Annotated in this window: 16 protein-coding genes and 2 pseudogenes; 1 reads left to right on the top strand and 17 read right to left on the bottom strand. The window is 69.2% G+C overall.

Annotated features, from left to right (window positions below; translation table 11 throughout):
• Positions 1-36 precede the first annotated feature (36 nt).
• The 16 genes and pseudogenes from rplN to rpsL all read right to left on the bottom strand — a co-directional run bounded on the left by rplN (position 37) and on the right by rpsL (position 11,088).
• Positions 37-405, bottom strand: a complete 369-nt coding sequence (rplN, locus tag ER308_RS13405) for a 50S ribosomal protein L14 (RefSeq protein ID WP_131155457.1) — start codon at positions 403-405, stop codon at positions 37-39.
• Positions 406-522: 117 nt separating this feature from the next.
• Complete coding sequence (rpsQ, locus tag ER308_RS13400) at positions 523-807, bottom strand: 30S ribosomal protein S17 (protein ID WP_276319846.1); 285 nt, start codon at positions 805-807, stop codon at positions 523-525.
• 69 nt (positions 808-876) lie between these two features.
• Positions 877-1,086, bottom strand: coding sequence for a 50S ribosomal protein L29 (rpmC, locus tag ER308_RS13395; RefSeq protein ID WP_131155456.1), 210 nt, complete (start codon positions 1,084-1,086; stop codon positions 877-879).
• A gap of 100 nt (positions 1,087-1,186) precedes the next feature.
• A complete protein-coding gene (gene rplP, locus ER308_RS13390) occupies positions 1,187-1,600 on the bottom strand; it encodes a 50S ribosomal protein L16 (protein WP_131155455.1) in 414 nt (137 codons plus the stop codon).
• Positions 1,601-1,632: 32 nt separating this feature from the next.
• Positions 1,633-2,745 (bottom strand): 30S ribosomal protein S3, encoded by a 1,113-nt coding sequence (rpsC, locus tag ER308_RS23235; protein WP_131155454.1) that lies wholly within the window; start codon positions 2,743-2,745, stop codon positions 1,633-1,635.
• A 147-nt stretch (positions 2,746-2,892) separates the two neighbouring features.
• A pseudogene (rplV, locus tag ER308_RS13380) lies at positions 2,893-3,228 on the bottom strand (50S ribosomal protein L22); the annotation flags it as partial.
• 67 nt (positions 3,229-3,295) lie between these two features.
• Positions 3,296-3,586 (bottom strand): 30S ribosomal protein S19, encoded by a 291-nt coding sequence (gene rpsS, locus ER308_RS13375; RefSeq protein ID WP_131155452.1) that lies wholly within the window; start codon positions 3,584-3,586, stop codon positions 3,296-3,298.
• 21 nt (positions 3,587-3,607) lie between these two features.
• The gene (gene rplB, locus ER308_RS13370; protein WP_131155451.1) at positions 3,608-4,441 is read right to left on the bottom strand and encodes a 50S ribosomal protein L2; all 834 of its coding nucleotides are present in this window, start codon (positions 4,439-4,441) and stop codon (positions 3,608-3,610) included.
• A gap of 48 nt (positions 4,442-4,489) precedes the next feature.
• Positions 4,490-4,780 carry a 50S ribosomal protein L23 gene (gene rplW, locus ER308_RS13365; RefSeq protein WP_131155450.1) on the bottom strand — a complete coding sequence of 97 codons (291 nt, stop codon included), beginning with the start codon at positions 4,778-4,780 and terminating at the stop codon, positions 4,490-4,492.
• Positions 4,781-4,847: 67 nt separating this feature from the next.
• Positions 4,848-5,471: pseudogene (rplD, locus tag ER308_RS23230) on the bottom strand (50S ribosomal protein L4); the annotation flags it as partial.
• On the bottom strand, positions 5,471-6,127 hold the full coding sequence (gene rplC, locus ER308_RS13355) for a 50S ribosomal protein L3 (protein ID WP_131155449.1): 657 nt from the start codon (positions 6,125-6,127) through the stop codon (positions 5,471-5,473). The pseudogene rplD and the gene rplC, both read right to left, overlap by 1 nt.
• 129 nt (positions 6,128-6,256) lie before the next feature.
• Complete coding sequence (rpsJ, locus tag ER308_RS13350; RefSeq protein ID WP_131155448.1) at positions 6,257-6,565, bottom strand: 30S ribosomal protein S10; 309 nt, start codon at positions 6,563-6,565, stop codon at positions 6,257-6,259.
• Between the two features lie 205 nt (positions 6,566-6,770).
• On the bottom strand, positions 6,771-7,958 hold the full coding sequence (gene tuf / locus ER308_RS13345) for an elongation factor Tu (RefSeq protein ID WP_131155432.1): 1,188 nt from the start codon (positions 7,956-7,958) through the stop codon (positions 6,771-6,773).
• 82 nt (positions 7,959-8,040) lie between these two features.
• A complete protein-coding gene (gene fusA, locus ER308_RS13340) occupies positions 8,041-10,188 on the bottom strand; it encodes an elongation factor G (protein ID WP_131155447.1) in 2,148 nt (715 codons plus the stop codon).
• 55 nt (positions 10,189-10,243) lie between these two features.
• The gene (gene rpsG / locus ER308_RS13335) at positions 10,244-10,714 is read right to left on the bottom strand and encodes a 30S ribosomal protein S7 (RefSeq protein ID WP_131155446.1); all 471 of its coding nucleotides are present in this window, start codon (positions 10,712-10,714) and stop codon (positions 10,244-10,246) included.
• A 2-nt stretch (positions 10,715-10,716) separates the two neighbouring features.
• The gene (rpsL, locus tag ER308_RS13330) at positions 10,717-11,088 is read right to left on the bottom strand and encodes a 30S ribosomal protein S12 (protein ID WP_131155445.1); all 372 of its coding nucleotides are present in this window, start codon (positions 11,086-11,088) and stop codon (positions 10,717-10,719) included.
• A 491-nt stretch (positions 11,089-11,579) separates the two neighbouring features.
• Here rpsL and ER308_RS13325 point away from each other — a divergent pair, with 491 nt between their 5' ends.
• Positions 11,580-12,191, top strand: a complete 612-nt coding sequence (locus ER308_RS13325; RefSeq protein WP_131155444.1) for a hypothetical protein — start codon at positions 11,580-11,582, stop codon at positions 12,189-12,191.
• A gap of 72 nt (positions 12,192-12,263) precedes the next feature.
• Here the strand turns inward: ER308_RS13325 and ER308_RS13320 are convergent, their stop codons facing one another.
• Entirely contained in the window at positions 12,264-16,280 is a 4,017-nt protein-coding gene (locus ER308_RS13320; protein WP_131155443.1) for a DNA-directed RNA polymerase subunit beta', read from the bottom strand.
• Positions 16,281-16,339: the final 59 nt, after the last annotated feature.

Here is a 16,339-nt window from a genome sequence, read left to right as displayed (position 1 = left end):
ACCCGGAGCGGGCCGGGCACTCTCCGGTGGCGGTGACTACAGCACCTCGGGCGCGAGCGACACGATCCGCATGAACCGCCGCTGCCGCAGCTCCCGTGCCACGGGGCCGAAGATGCGGGTGCCGCGCGGCGCGCCGGTGTTGTTCACGAGCACGCAGGCGTTGTCGTCGAAGCGGATGTAGGTGCCGTCGTTGCGTCGGCGCTCCTTGCGGGTGCGCACGACGACCGCGTGGACGACGTCGCCGCGCTTCACCCCGGCGGCGGGGATCGCCTGCTTGACCGTCGCGACGATCTCGTCGCCGAGCGAGGCGTACCGCCGCCCGGATCCCCCGAGCACACGGACGCACAACACCTCGCGGGCGCCCGTGTTGTCGGCGACCCGCAACCTCGATTCCTGCTGGATCATCGGTTCGCTCTTCCTGCTCGTTCGCGGTGAACTTCGCTGTCACGCGGCGCGTCCGGCGCCGCGCGCTCCTTCCTTCGGCCGCGCGCTGCGCGGCGCGGCCCAGTTGGGTCGGCGCGCCTACTTGGCGCGCTCGAGGACCCCGACGAGCCGCCAGCGCTTGCGCTTCGACAACGGGCGCGTCTCGGAGATCCGCACACGATCGCCCTCGCGAGCGTCGTTGTCCTCGTCGTGGGCGTGGAACTTCTCGCTCTTCTTGATGATCTTGTGGTAGAGCGGGTGAGTGGTGCGACGCTCGACGAGCACGACGACGGTCTTGTCCATCTTGTCGCTCACGACGATGCCCTGCCGCACTTTCCGCTCGTTGAGCGGTCGCTCCGGCTCCGGAGCGGTCTCGGTGCTCACGCTGGTCCTCCTCAGGGGTCGTTCTCGGGATCGGGGTCGGGCGCGCGGACGCCCGGACGCGCGGGCCGGCTACGCGTCGGAACGGGCGGCCGACAGCTCCCGTTCGCGCTGCACGGTCAGGACACGCGCGATGTCGCGGCGGACCTGCTGCAACCGACGCGGGTTGTCGAGCTGGCCGGTCGCCATCTGGAAGCGCAGGTTGAACAGCTCCTCCTTCAGCTCGTCGTGCTGCTCGACGAGCTCCTCATCGGAGAGCTCCCGGAGCTCCTGTGCGTTCATGGTGTCGGTCTCCTCTCGGGCTCGCGCCGGGCGGGCCGCGTCGCGCCGGTGACAAAGCGGGACGCCGGCCGACGCGGTGTTCGGCGACCCGCGTGTTGGCCTACTCGCTCTCGCGTGCGACGAACCTGGTACGGACGGGCAGCTTGTGCCCCGCGAGGCGCATCGCCTCGCGAGCGGTCTCGTGGTTCACGCCGGAGAGCTCGAACATGATCCGCCCCGGCTTGACCACCGCGACCCAGCCCTCGGGCGAGCCCTTGCCCGAGCCCATGCGGGTCTCGGCCGGCTTCTTCGTGTACGCCTTGTGCGGGAAGATCGTGATCCAGACCTTCCCCTGTCGCTTGATGTACCGGGTCATGGCGATACGGGCCGCCTCGATCTGACGGTTCGTGATCCAGCCCGGGTCGAGCGTCTGCAGCCCGTAGTCGCCGAACGCGATCTCGGTGTGCCCCTTCGACAGGCCGCGGGTGCGGCCACGGTGCTGCTTGCGGTAGTAGACCTTCCTGGGGGCTAGCATCGCCGTTGCTCCTCGTTCGCTCGGGGGGCGCGCTACGCGCGGCCCTCGTCCTCGTCGCCGGTGTCGGCCTCGGGGTTCGGCTCGACCGCTTCGGGGTTCGGCTCGATGGCCTCGGGATTCGGCTCGATGGCCTCGTCCTCATCGGCGTCAGCACCCTCGGTCTCACGCGGCACCGTCACGTCGGGACGTGCCTCGGGCACCACATCGAGGTTCTCCGCGGCGGCCTCGGCCTCGGTGGCCTGCTCGCCCACCGCTTCCCCGGACGGCTTGTCGGGGTCGACGACCGGCTCGGCGGCCGCTCCCGTGGGGTCACCCGGCTCCTGCCCGAAGCCTTCGGTGGCTGCCGAGCTGTCGGCCGCCGGGGTGGCATGCCCCGGCGGCACCGCGTCCTCGGGCGCGGGCGAGCCCGGGCGGACCGCCTCCTGCGGGGGGTACTGATCGGGCTGGTTGGTCGGCTCGGTCGGCGTGTCCGCCTTGCGACGCTTCGGACGCGACGGACGCACCGGCTCCTGGCCTTGCTCCGGCAGGATCTCGCCCTTGTAGATCCAGACCTTCACACCGATGCGACCGTAGGTCGTGCGTGCCTCGTCGAACCCGTAGTCGATGTCGGCGCGCAGCGTGTGCAGGGGCACCTGGCCCTCGCGGTACCACTCGGTGCGGCTCATCTCCGCGCCGCCGAGGCGCCCGGAGCACTGCACCCGCACGCCCTTGGCGCCGGCCTTCATCGCGTTCTGGGTGGCGCGCCGCATCGCACGACGGAAGCTGACACGCCCGCGCAACTGCTCGGCGACGTTGTGGGCGGTGACCTGCGCGTCGAGCTCGGGAGTCTTGATCTCCTTGATGTTGAGCTTGATCGACTTGCCGGTCATCTTCTCCAGCTCGCCACGGATGGCATCGGCCTCTGCGCCGCGCCGTCCGATGACGATGCCCGGCCGCGCGGACCACACGTCCACGGTGATGCGCTCCCGGGTGCGTTCGATGATGATCTGGCTCACGCCGGAGTGACGGACCCGCTCGCTGATGTAGCGGCGGATCCGCTCGTCCTCCGCGACGTAGCTCGCGTAGTCGGCATCCGCGAACCAACGGGACGTGTGGTCCTTGATGACGCCGAGCCGGAACCCGTACGGGTGGATCTTCTGGCCCACTTCGATCTCCTCTGCGGCCTACGCGCTGCCGGCGTCGTCGCCGTCGGACTGGCTGGACTCGTGCTCGCCCTCACCGGCGGCCGCCCCCGTCGCGGCGGCTGCCGCCGCCTTGGAGGCGCCCTTGCCCCGTGACGGGGCGGGCTCCTCGTCCTCGCCGTCGGTGAGGACCACGGTGAGGTGGGTGGTGCGCTTGCGGATCCGCGTCGCGCGCCCCATCGCGCGCGGCCGGAACCGCCGCAGGACGGGGCCCTCCTCGACCACGATCCGCTCGATCACGAGGTCCTCGGGATCGAGCTCGTGGTTGTTCTCCGCGTTGGCGGCGGCCGAGTCCAAGGTCTTGCGGACATCTCGCGCCGCGCCCTTGGTCTCGAGGTCGAGGACGGCGCGGGCCTCCTCGACGCCGAGCCCACGCAGATCGCGCGTGATCTGGCGCACCTTCGGTGGCGCGACCCGCGCGTAGCGGAGCGTGGCCTTCGCCTGCATCGTGACTCCTTGCCTGGTTCTTTCCCAGCAATCGTTGTCCCGGGCCGGACGAACCGGCTCCGAGGGTCTACCGGCGCTTGCCTCGGACCTGCTGCTTCTCCCCCGCTCCGCGCCACTTGATGGCGCGCGTGGGCGCGAACTCACCGAGCTTGTGCCCGACCATCGACTCGCTGATGAACACCGGCACGTGCTTCCGGCCGTCGTGCACCGCGATCGTGTGGCCGACCATCTCGGGCGAGATCTCCGAGCGGCGCGACCAGGTCTTGATGACGCGCTTCTCGTTCTTGCGGTTGAGCTCGTCGACCTTCTTCTCGAGATGCAGATCGACGAACGGACCCTTCTTGACGCTGCGCGGCATGGCGTGTCAGCCCTTTCTGCCCTAGCGACGACGGCGCTTGCCGCGCCGGCGGATGATGTCGGCGTCGGACGCCTTCTTGGCCTTGCGGGTGCGGCCCTCGGGCTTGCCCTTGGGGTTTGTGGGGTGCCGCCCACCCGAGCTCTTGCCCTCGCCGCCACCGAGCGGGTGGTCGGCCGGGTTCATCGCGACACCCCGGGTCGTCGGCCGCTGGTTCTTCCACCGGCTGCGGCCGGCCTTGCCGACCTGCACGAGCTCGTGCTCCGCGTTGCCCACCGAGCCGACGGTGGCCCGGCAATCCGCGAGGACCAGGCGGACCTCACCGGAGGGCAGACGCACCGCGGCCTTCTTGCCCTCCTTGGCGAGCAACTGCACGCGGTTACCCGCGCTGCGCCCGAGCTTTGCGCCACCCCCGGGACGCAACTCGACGGCGTGCACGGTCGTTCCGACCGGGATGTTGCGCAGGGGCAACGCGTTGCCGGCGCGGATGTCCGCACCCTCGCCGGATTCGACCCATTGGCCGACCTTGAGACGGTCGGGCGCCAGGATGTAGCGCTTCTCGCCGTCCACATAGTTCAGCAGGGCGATGCGCGCCGACCGGTTCGGGTCGTACTCGATGCTCGCGACCCTGGCGGGCACGCCGTCCTTGGTGCGGCGGAAGTCGATCTCGCGCAGCTTGCGCTTGTGCCCACCACCCTGGTGGCGCGTCGTGATGCGCCCGTGGGTGTTGCGCCCCGCACGCTTCGGGTTCGGCTTGGTGAGCGACTTCTCCGGTTCGCCGCGAGTGACCTCGGCGAAGTCCGGCGTGCTCATCCCGCGCCGTCCGGCGGTGATCGGCTTCTCTCTGCGAATCGCCATCGTCTCAGCCTTCGTGTGCTTGCTCGGGGTGGTCGTCCGCGCCGACGGCTAGAGGCCGGCGTCGAAGATGTCGATCTCGTCGCCGTCGGCGAGGATCACGATCGCGCGCTTGGTGTCCTTGCGTCGGCCCTCGGTGAACCGGAAGCGCTTGCGCTTGCCCTTGCGGTTCAAGGTGTTCACCTTGGCGACCGACACGTCCCAGATCTCCTCGACGGCCTGCTTGATCTCGGTCTTGTTCGCCTCGGGGTGCACGAGGAACGTGTAGCGGCCCTCGTCGAGCAGCTCGTAGCTCTTCTCGCTCACCACCGGGGCGATGATGACGTCGCGCGCGTTCCTCACTGGTCGTCACCCCCGCATCCGCGTCGTCCCCGGTCGCGGTCGCGCGCTGCCCGGTGCCGATCAACGCCAGGGCGTCCTCCTGCACGACGACGACGTCGCTACGCAGCACGTCGTACGTGTTCAGCTGGTCGACCATCAACACGTGCACGTTGGGCAGGTTGTCGAAGCTCTTCTCCACCCCCACGTGCCGGCCTGCCAGCACGAGCAGGACCTTCGCGTCCTCGATCCCGGCACCGGAGAGGAAGGCCCGCGCGGCCTTCGTCCGCGGGACCTCGGGAGCGAGTCCGCGCACGACCTTGAGGGCCTCCTCGCCCGCACGGTCGGAGAGCGCGCCGGCCAGCGCCTTGCGCTTGACCTTCTTGTTGACCCGCTGCCCGTGGTTCTGCTGGCCGGTGGGGCCGTGCGCGACACCGCCGCCGACCCACTGGGGCGCCCGGATGGACCCCTGGCGGGCACGCCCGGTCCCCTTCTGGCGCCAGGGCTTGCGGCCACCGCCGCGCCGCTCGCCGCGCGTCTTCGTCTTCGCGGTGTCGCGCCGCGCGTTCGCGAGCTGCGCGGTCACCACCTGGTGCATGACCGGCACGTTCGGCTCGACCCCGAACCACTCGGGCGCGAGGTCGACCGTGTCGACGACCGCGCCCTGCTCGTCGAGGACTTCGGCCTGCACCTCGGTCGTCGCGTGCTGGGCCATCACTCGTCACCTCCCTCGGCGCCCGCGGGGCTCGGCCGCTTGGCGGCGTCACGGATGTCCAGCAGGCCGCCGTTCGGCCCGGGCACGCTCCCACGGATCAGCAGCAGGTTGCGCTCGGGATCGACCCGCACGAGCTCGAGGCTCTGCACCGTCACGCGCTCGGCACCCATGCGGCCGGCCATGCGCTTACCGGGGAAGACCCGCGACGGCGTCGCGGCGCCTCCGATGGCGCCGGGCGCCCGGTGGGTCTTGTGGGCACCGTGGCTGGCGCGCTGACCCCCGAAGCCGTGGCGCTTCATCACGCCGGCGAAACCCTTGCCCTTGCTCGTGCCGGCGACATCGACGTGCTGCCCGTCGACGAACTGGGCCACGGTGACCACGTCGCCGGGCTGGTACTCGCCCTCGAGCGGCAACTCCACCAGGTGCTCGGTGGGCTCGACGCCCGCCGCGGCGAAGTGTCCGGCCACGGGCTTCGTGGGGTTGTCGTCGGTGCCGTACCCCAGCTGCACGGCGTGGTAGCCGTCCCGCTCGGGCGTGCGGACCTGCACGACGGGGCACGGCCCCGCGCGCACGACCGTGACCGGGATGACGTGGGCGTCATCGTCGAACACCTGCGTCATCCCGACCTTCGTGCCGAGAATCCCTCGTGCAACCATCGTCTGCTCGCCTCGCGTCCTGTTCGATGTCCGGGTTGGTGCTGCTACGGCGGTACGCCGACGTCCCCACCACGGGGGTGTCGTGGCGCACCCCGGCGCCGATGGCCGGCGGCGCCGTTCGGCGTGTGGTCAGAGCTTGATCTCGATGTCGACGCCCGCCGGGAGGTCGAGCCGCATCAGCGAGTCGACGGTCTTCTGGGTCGGGTCGTGGATATCGATGAGCCGCTTGTGGGTGCGCATCTCGAAGTGCTCGCGCGAGTCCTTGTACTTGTGCGGCGAGCGGATCACGCAGAACATGTTCTTCTCGGTGGGCAGGGGTACGGGTCCGGTGATGCGGGCGCCGGTGCGCTCGACCGTGTCGACGATCTTGCGCGCCGAGGCGTCGATGACCTCGTGGTCGTAGGCCTTCAGGCGGATGCGGATCTTCTGGTCTGCCATTCCTCAGCCTTCTGCGTGCTCGCGTCGCGGGGTGTGGTGGTCCGTGTGCGCTGGTCGTGGCTCGTGGGCTGGCGGGGAGTGCCCCCGCGAGGCGTGTGGCGTGTCGCGGGGGTGGTGGCAGCGGCGGATGAGGCTCGGACGCGCCGCGGGTGGCGCCGCGGCCGCCGGGTCGAGAGCCCACCAGCCCCCGACCCGACAGCCGCGCTCACTTGAGGATCTTGGTCACACGACCCGCACCGACGGTCTTGCCGCCCTCACGAATCGCGAACTGCAACCCCTCCTCCATCGCGATCGGGCTGATCAACTCCACCGTCATCTCGGTGTTGTCGCCCGGCATCACCATCTCGGTGCCCTCCGGCAACGTCACCGTGCCGGTCACATCCGTGGTCCGGAAGTAGAACTGCGGCCGATAGTTGTTGAAGAACGGCGTGTGCCGGCCACCCTCGTCCTTGGACAGGATGTACACCTGCGCCTCGAAGTTCGTGTGCGGCGTGATGCTGCCCGGCTTGGCCAACACCTGCCCGCGCTCGACCTCCTCCTTCTTCGTGCCGCGCAACAACACACCAATGTTGTCGCCCGCACGCCCCTCGTCCAACAACTTGCGGAACATCTCCACACCCGTGGCCGTGGTCTTGCGCGTCTCACCCAACCCGACGATCTCGACCTCCCCGCCGGGCTTGACCACGCCCTGCTCCACACGACCGGTCACCACCGTGCCGCGACCAGTGATGCTGAACACATCCTCCACCGGCATCAAGAACGGCTTGTCCACATCCCGAGCCGGCTCCTCGAAGTACCCATCGACCTCGCCCATCAACTCCAAGACCCGGGCCTCCTGGCCCTCATCGCCCTCCAGAGCCTGCAACGCCGAACCCTTCACCACCGGAGTGCCCTCACCATCGAACTCATAGGCCTCCAGCAGCTCGCGGACCTCCATCTCCACCAGCTCGAGCAACTCCTCATCATCGACCATGTCGGCCTTGTTGAGGAACACCACCAACCGCGGCACCCCCACCTGACGCGCCAACAACACGTGCTCACGCGTCTGCGGCATCGGGCCATCCGCCGCACTGACCACCAGAATCGCCCCATCCATCTGCGCCGCACCCGTAATCATGTTCTTCACATAATCCGCGTGCCCCGGCGCATCCACATGCGCATAATGACGATTCTCGGTCTCATACTCCACATGCGCGACGTTGATCGTGATACCGCGCTCGCGCTCCTCCGGCGCCTTGTCAATATCCTCGAACGGCGTGAACGCGACATCCGGATTGTGCTTATGCAACACATTCGTGATCGCCGCCGTCAACGTCGTCTTCCCATGATCGACATGCCCGATCGTGCCGATATTCATATGCGGCTTCGACCGCTCGAACTTCTCCTTGCTCATCTCGGTGGCTCCTCTGAACGCTCGTCTGCGCTGTCCGGTGCCCGCCCGCGAAGACATCCTTGGCGGGGGTGTGATCAGATCCCTACTCGCCGCGAACCTTCGCGACGATCTCCTGCGCGAGCGACGACGGGACCTCTTCGTACCTGCTGAACTGCATCGTGTAGGTGGCCCGTCCCTGAGTCTTCGACCTCAGATCCGTGGCGTAGCCGAACATCTCGGCGAGCGGGACGGTCGCCCGGATGACCTTCGAGTTGCCGCGGTCGCTCATCTCGTCGACCCGGCCGCGTCGGCCGTTCAGGTCTCCGATGACGTCGCCCATGTAGTCCTCGGGCGTGACGACCTCGACGTCCATGACCGGTTCGAGCAGTGCGACACCGGCCTTGTGCGCGGCCTCCTTGAACGCCATCGACCCGGCGATCTTGAACGCCATCTCGCTGGAGTCGACATCGTGGAAGCTGCCGTCCTTGAGCCGCAGACGGCAATCGACCAGCGGGTAGCCCGCGAGGATGCCGCCCTCCATCGCCTCACGCGCGCCCTCGTCCACCGACGGGATGTACTCCCGGGGGATCGCGCCTCCGCGGATCTCGTCGCTGAACTCGTAGCCGCCGACCTCACCGGTGGGGTTACCGAACTCGTCGACGATCTCGCGCGGGTTCTCGGCGTTCTTGCCGGTGGGCTCGAGGTCGATGACGACCTCGGCGAACTGGCCGGCGCCGCCGGTCTGGCGCTTGAAGCGCAGTTGGTGGCCGTGCACGGGCTTCTTGATGGTCTCGCGGTACGCGACCTGGGGGCGACCGACGTTCGCGTCGACCTTGAACTCGCGCAGCAGTCGATCGACGATGACCTCGAGGTGCAGCTCGCCCATGCCGCCGACGATGGTCTGGCCCGTCTCCTCGTCCGTGTGGACGCTGAAGGTCGGGTCCTCCTCGGAGAGCTTCTGCAGGGCGCTCCCGAGCTTCTGCTGATCGGCCTTGGTCTTGGGCTCGATCGCGATGTGGATGACCGGGTCCTCGAATTCCATCGACTCGAGGATGACGGGGTGCTGCGGGTCGCTGAGGGTGTCGCCGGTCCCGGTCTGCTTGAGCCCGACCGCCGCGACGATGTGGCCGCAGAACGCCTGGTCGCGGTCCTCGCGGTGGTTGGCGTGCATCTGCAGGATGCGGCCGATGCGCTCCTTCTTCTCCTTCGTCGTGTTGACGACGGACTGGCCCTGGTTCAGCACGCCCGAATAGATACGGAAGTAGGTGAGCTTGCCGACGTACGGGTCGCTCATGACCTTGAAGGCGAGCGCGCTGAACGGCTCGTCCTCGGTCGGCTTGCGCTCGATCGGCTCGCCGGTCTTCGCGTCGACACCCTTCACGGGCGGCACGTCCTCGGGGCTCGGCAGGTACCGGACGACCCCGTCCAGCAGGAGTTGCACACCCTTGTTCTTGAACGCCGACCCGCAGAAGACCGGGGTGAGCGTGCCCTCGATCGTCGCCTTGCGGATCCCGGCGATCAGCTCGTCCCGGGTCATCTCCTCGTCGGCGAGGTACTTCTCGAGGAGCCGGTCGTCGGTCTCGCTCACCGCCTCGATCAAGGCGGCCCGGTACTCCTGGGCGCGGTCCACGAGCTCGTCGGGGATCGGCACGTCGTTGAACGTCGAGCCGTAGTCGTCCCCGGTGCCCTCCCAGATGCGGGCGTCCATGTCGACGAGATCGACCACGCCGACGAAGTCGCTCTCGGCGCCGACGGGGATCTGCACCGCGACGGCGTTGGCACCCAGGCGCTCGTGCAGTGTGCCGAGCGAGTAGAAGAAGTCCGCACCGACACGGTCCATCTTGTTGATGAAGCAGACGCGGGGCACGCCGTACTTGTCGGCCTGGCGCCACACGGTCTCGGACTGCGGCTCGACCCCGCTGACGGCATCGAACACGGCCACCGCGCCATCGAGGATCCGCAGGCTGCGCTCCACCTCGACGGTGAAGTCGACGTGGCCCGGCGTGTCGATGATGTTGATCTCGTGCCCGTCCCAGGCGCAGGTGGTCGCCGCGGACGTGATGGTGATCCCGCGCTCCTGCTCCTGCGGCATCCAGTCCATGACCGCCGCGCCCTCGTGCACCTCGCCGATCTTGTAGTTCCGGCCGGTGTAGTACAGGATGCGCTCGGTCGTCGTGGTCTTGCCCGCGTCGATGTGGGCCATGATCCCGATGTTGCGGGTCAGGCCGAGCGGGTGATCACGCTTCGCCATATACCGATCGTCCTCTCGGGTGTTCGTTGCACGTGCGGGTGCGGCGCGGTCGCCGCTACCAGCGGTAGTGGGCGAACGCCTTGTTGGCTTCCGCCATCTTGTGCGTGTCTTCCTTGCGCTTGACCGACGCACCGCCGTTGTTGCTCGCGTCGAGGAGCTCGTTGGCGAGCCGGTCCGCCATCGAGTGCTCGCGGCGCTGCCTCGAGTAGGTCGACAGCCACCGCAGCGCCAGCGTCGTGCCCCGGCCCTGCCGTACCTCGATCGGCACCTGGTAGGTGGCGCCGCCCACGCGTCGGCTCTTGACCTCGAGCACCGGCTTGGTGTTCTCGATCGCCTTCTTGAACGTCGCGACCGGGTCGGTGCCGGTGCGCTGCTCGACGCGCTCGAACGCGTCGTAGACGATCCCCTCGGCCTTCGAGCGCTTGCCGTCCTGCATCACCTTGTTGATGAGCTGGGTGACGAGGACGCTCTGGAACTTGGGGTCCGGGTCGAGCTTGCGCTCGGGAGCGGGGCCCTTCCGCGGCATCGCTAGCCCTCCCTCTTCGCGCCGTACTTCGACCGTGCCTGCTTGCGGCCCCGGACAGCGGCCGCGTCGAGGGCCGAGCGCACGACCTTGTAGCGCACGCCCGGCAGATCCTTCACCCGGCCGCCACGCACGAGCACGATGGAGTGCTCCTGCAGGTTGTGGCCCTCGCCGGGGATGTAAGCCGTGACCTCGATGCCCGAGGTGAGCCGGACACGGCACACCTTGCGCAGTGCCGAGTTGGGCTTCTTCGGCGTCGTCGTGTAGACGCGCGTGCAGACACCTCGGCGCTGAGGGGAACCCTTCAGTGCCGGGGTCGTCGCCTTCTCGGCGCGCTGCTTGCGTCCCTTGCGGACGAGTTGCTGGATGGTTGGCATGGCGTCTGGACCGCCTCCGGTCTGTGCTGGCAGGGCGCTGATCGCACACCCCCGGTCAGCCCCCGCTCAGGGGGTCGTCGATCCGGGGCCGTGCAGGCACGGGTCCGAGCGGTCGGTCGCGTCCCGTGCCCGATCGTTGTCGTCCGCCCGCATGGTGCGGGCACCCCGATCCACGGGGCCGGGCGTTTCGGTTGGTGCTCACCCCGCAGTACCCCTCATCGGGCTGCGTGGTGCGGCCGACAGCGGCGGCGCACGCGCCAGCTCGCTGCACCGGGGCTGGACCCCGGTTCGGCCTTCGAACGAGTCGATGGCGTGAATCGAGGGCGCCCGGGAACGAGCCGAGCGCCACCACGACCGCCAAGCCTATGGGTGGCGCGAGGCGATGTCAACTTGGGACCGGCGGAACCTCCGCCGGCGGGGCGACGTCCTACGCGCCTCGACGATCACCCGCCCCGTCGCGGCGGGAACCCGACATCGACGAGGAGCCCCTCATGCGCCGCACCGCGCTCGGCACGATGCTCACCCTCGGGCTCCTGCTGGCCGCGTGCGGGAGCGACGACCGCGCGGACCCGCAGACCGATGACGGCTGGGAGCCGGACGATGCCCCACTCGTGGAGGTGGAGGGCACCGTCATCGTTGCCGACGGGGCCGAACCGCAGGTCTGCGCGGTGGTTCGCGAGTCGCTGCCGCCCCAGTGCGGTGCCGGGGTCGGCATCGAGGGACTCGATCCCGACGACCTCGACGGCCTCGACGGTGCCGGCCGCGACGGGGGCGTGCTCTGGGGCGCGGCGCGGCTCACCGGTACCTTCGACGGGGAGCGGCTTACCCTGACCGAAGCTCCCGCGGCGGTCTCGGGTGAGCCCGCAGGGACGAGCACGACGGGTGGACCGATCGAGGGCGCAGTCGCCGAGGCGCGCGACGCGGTCCTCGACCTGGCCGACGAGCGGGACGCGACGGTCCTCGGCTATCGCGCCGTCGGCGACGCCTTGGAGGTGACGGTCGTCGACCCGCGCGGTCCGCTGGCCGCAGCGGTGCGCGAGGAGTTCGACGACGGGGACGTGCGGGTCGTCATCGACGGGTGGCTCACCCACCGCGACGAGTGACCGACCGCCGTCGGCCCCGCCAACAGGGGCGGGGCCGACGGTGGGACGTGCGTGCTCGACGGGGCAGCCTCGCTAGTAGCTCTCCTCGCCCATGGTCCACCCCTCGTCGGCCTCGTAGTACTCGTCGTACCCGTCGGCGCCGAACTGCTCGATGAGGTCGGCGGGCACGACCTGCTCGGGCACCTCGGTCGGCAGGGGCCGCACCCCTCGGTAGCGCCGCAGTCCGGTGCCGGCGGGGATGAGCTTCCCGATGATCACGTTCTCCTTCAGCCCGATGAGGGAGTCCTTCTTCCCCTCGATCGCGGCCTCGGTGAGCACGCGGGTGGTCTCCTGGAACGAGGCCGCGGACAGCCACGACTCGGTCGCCAGCGACGCCTTGGTGATGCCCATGAGCACCTGACGACCGTTGCCGGGTTGCCCGCCCTCGTCGAGGACCCTGCGGTTCGCGTCGGCGAACTGCGTGCGGTCCACGAGCTCTCCCGGCAGGAAGGGCGTGTCGCCCGGCTCGACGACGTTCACCCGGCGCAGCATCTGACGGACGATCAGCTCGATGTGCTTGTCGTGGATCGACACGCCCTGCGAGCCGTAGACCTCCTGCACCTCGCCGACGAGCAGGCGCTGGGTCTCGCGGGCGCCGAGCACCTCGAGCATCTCGTGGGGATCGATCGAGCCCCCGGTCAGCATCTCGCCGACCTTGATCTCCTGACCGTCCGAGACGAGCAGGCGCTGACGGTTCGGCACCGTCACCGTCATCTTGGCGTCCTCGTCGTCGCCCTCGACGGTGACCTTCACGCCCCGATCGGTCTCCTCGAAGCTCACGACGCCGGAGTTGTGGGCGATCTCGGCCTTCCCCTTCGGGCTGCGGGCCTCGAACAGCTCCACCACACGGGGCAGACCCTGGGTGATGTCCTCCCCGCTCGCGACCCCGCCGGTGTGGAAGGTCCGCATCGTCAGCTGCGTGCCGGGCTCGCCGATCGACTGGGCGGCGATGATGCCGACCGCCTCGCCGACCTGCACGAGCTGGCCCTCGGCGAGCGCGCGGCCATAGCACAGCACGCACACGCCTTCGGGGGTGTCGCAGGTGAGCACGGTCCGGACCGTGACGCTCTTCTCCGCGTCGCTGGTCGCCCGGTGCTCCAGCGCCTCGCCGGTCTCGGGGTGCTCCCCGCGGACGAGGACGCGGCGCAGCAGCCGGATCTCGGCGTCGGTGAGCTCGGTGCCGGCCGGCATGAGCACGTCCTCGGTGCCCGGATAGTGCACGTCCTTGCCGAGCACCCGCCCGAACAGTGCCTGGCTGTCGCGCTCGCCGACGACGACCGGCATGCCGCGGCGGGTCCCGCAGTCGTCCTCGCGGACGATCAGGTCCTGCGCGATGTCGACCAGCCGGCGGGTGAGGTAGCCCGAGTCGGCGGTGCGCAGTGCCGTGTCGGCCAGGCCCTTCCGAGCCCCGTGCGTCGAGATGAAGTACTCGAGCACGGACAGCCCCTCACGGAAGTTCGACTTGATGGGGCGTTCGATGATCTCGCCGCGCGGGTTCGACACGAGGCCCTTCATCGCGGCGAGCTGCCGGATCTGGGTCATCGACCCGCGGGCCCCGGAGTTCGCCATCATGAACACCGGGTTCAGGCGGTCGAAGTTCGCCTCCATCTTGTCGGCGACGAGGTTGGTCGCCTCCGTCCAGATGTCCCGCAGCTCCTGCTTGCGCTCCTCGTCGGTGATGATGCCCTTGCGGAACTGCTTCTCGACGTCGAGCGCCTTCTCGTCGTGCTCGGCGAGGATCTCCTGCTTCTCGGGGGGCGCCTCGACGTCCGCGATCGACACGGTGACGCCGGCCCTGGTCGCGTAGCGGAAGCCGAGATCCTTGAGCCGGTCGAGCACCTGGGCGGTCACGGCACGCGTGTAGTTGTCCGCGCAGCGGTTGACGAGCTCACCGGCCTCCTTCTTGCCGATCAGCCGGTTCTCGAAGGGCATGTCCTCCGGCAGCGCCTCGTTGAGGATCACGCGGCCGGGCGTGGTGAGGATGCGGACCCCGCGGGCCGAGCGCACGACGCCGGGCGTGAGCTCCTCGGCGTCGTCCGGAAGTTCGTCGTCGAGGTTGTCCTCGACCCGCACGGCCTGGTTACGCAGGCGCACGAGGACCCACTGCTGCAACTCCACCTCGTGCAGGTCGAGGGACATCTCGACCTCACCGGGGTTCGAGAACGACGGCAGGAACGTCTCGCCGGCCTTGGCCGAGGCCACCAGGCCGTTCTGCGGGGCCGCCCCGGTCTCGTCCGCGTCCTTGGCAAAGGTGAGGTAGTAACTGCCCAGCACCATGTCCTGCGAGGGCGTCGCCAGCGGGCGCCCGTGGGCCGGCGAGAGGATGTTGTTCGACGACATCATGAGCACCCGGGCCTCGGCCTGGGCCTCGCTGGACAGCGGCAGGTGCACCGCCATCTGGTCCCCGTCGAAGTCGGCGTTGAACGCCGCGCAGACGAGCGGGTGGATCTGGATGGCCTTGCCCTCGACGAGGACCGGCTCGAAGGCCTGGATGCCGAGGCGGTGCAACGTCGGCGCGCGGTTGAGCATCACCGGGTGGTCGGCGATGACCTCCTCGAGCACGTCCCAGACCTGCGGACGGGCCCGCTCGACCATGCGCTTGGCCGACTTGATGTTCTGCGCGTAGTTGAGGTCGACCAGCCGCTTCATCACGAACGGCTTGAACAGCTCGAGCGCCATCTGCTTCGGCAGGCCACACTGGTGCAGCTCGAGCTGCGGACCGACGACGATCACCGACCGGCCGGAGTAGTCGACGCGCTTGCCGAGCAGGTTCTGGCGGAACCGGCCCTGCTTGCCCTTGAGCATGTCGCTGAGCGACTTGAGAGGACGGTTGCCCGGCCCGGTGACCGGCCGGCCGCGACGCCCGTTGTCGAACAGGGCGTCCACCGCCTCCTGCAGCATCCGCTTCTCGTTGTTCACGATGATCTCGGGCGCACCGAGGTCGAGGAGCCGCTTGAGGCGGTTGTTGCGGTTGATGACGCGGCGGTAGAGGTCGTTCAGGTCGCTCGTCGCAAAGCGGCCCCCGTCGAGCTGCACCATCGGGCGCAGATCCGGCGGGATGACCGGGACGGCCTTGAGGACCATCGCGGTCGGGTCGTTGCCCGTCTGGCGGAAGGCCTCGACGACCTTGAGCCGCTTGACCGCGCGGGTGGCCTTCTGGCTGCGGGCCTTGCGGGCGCCGCTGCGCAACTTCTCCGACTCGGCGCCGAGCACCTCGCGCAGCTCGGCGGCCTCCTGGTCGAAGTCGAGCGTCCCGAGCAGGTCGCGGATCGCCTCGGCGCCCATGCCGCCCTTGAAGTACTCCCCGAAGCGGAAGTACAGCTCACGGTAGAGCAGCTCGTCGGTGATGAGCTGCTTGGGCTCGAGCGACTTGAAGGTCTCCATGACCTCCTCGAGCCGCGCGACCTCCTGCTCGGTCGACTCCTGGACGTCCTTGATCTGCTTCTCGTACTCGCGACGCTTCTTGCGGACCTGGTCCGACTTCGCGCCCTGCTCCTCGAGCTCGGCGAGCTCGTTCTCGAGGTCCTTGAGCAGCTGCTCGCGATCGACCTCGAGCTGCTGCTCCATCTGCTTCTTCTCGTTGGCGACCTCGGCCTCGAGCGTCGGCAGGTCCTCGTGGCGCTGCCCGTCGTCGACCGACGTGATCAGGTAGGCCGCGAAGTAGATGACCTTCTCGAGGTCCTTCGGCGGCAGGTCGAGCAGGTAGCCCAGCCGGCTCGGCACGCCCTTGAAGTACCAGATGTGCGTCACCGGCGCGGCGAGTTCGATGTGGCCCATGCGCTCGCGGCGCACCTTCGAGCGGGTCACCTCGACGCCGCAGCGCTCGCAGATGATGCCCTTGAAGCGGACCCGCTTGTACTTGCCGCAGTAGCACTCCCAGTCCCGGGTGGGACCGAAGATCTTCTCGCAGAAGAGCCCGTCCTTCTCCGGCTTGAGCGTACGGTAGTTGATCGTCTCCGGCTTCTTCACCTCGCCGTTCGACCACATGCGGACCTGGTGCTCGGTGGCGAGGCCGATGCGCAGCTCGTCGAAGTTGTTGACGTCGAGCATTCTCAGAGGCTCCTCTGTGGGTCGACGGCCGGGCGCGCCGGCGCGGCGGCGCGCGGCGG

Origin of the sequence: Egibacter rhizosphaerae, from assembly GCF_004322855.1 — a bacterium.
Classification (GTDB): Bacteria; Actinomycetota; Nitriliruptoria; order Euzebyales; family Egibacteraceae; genus Egibacter; species Egibacter rhizosphaerae.
The sequence above is the reverse complement of the archived record's forward strand: the minus strand, read 5'-3'. Positions and strand labels throughout refer to the sequence as shown.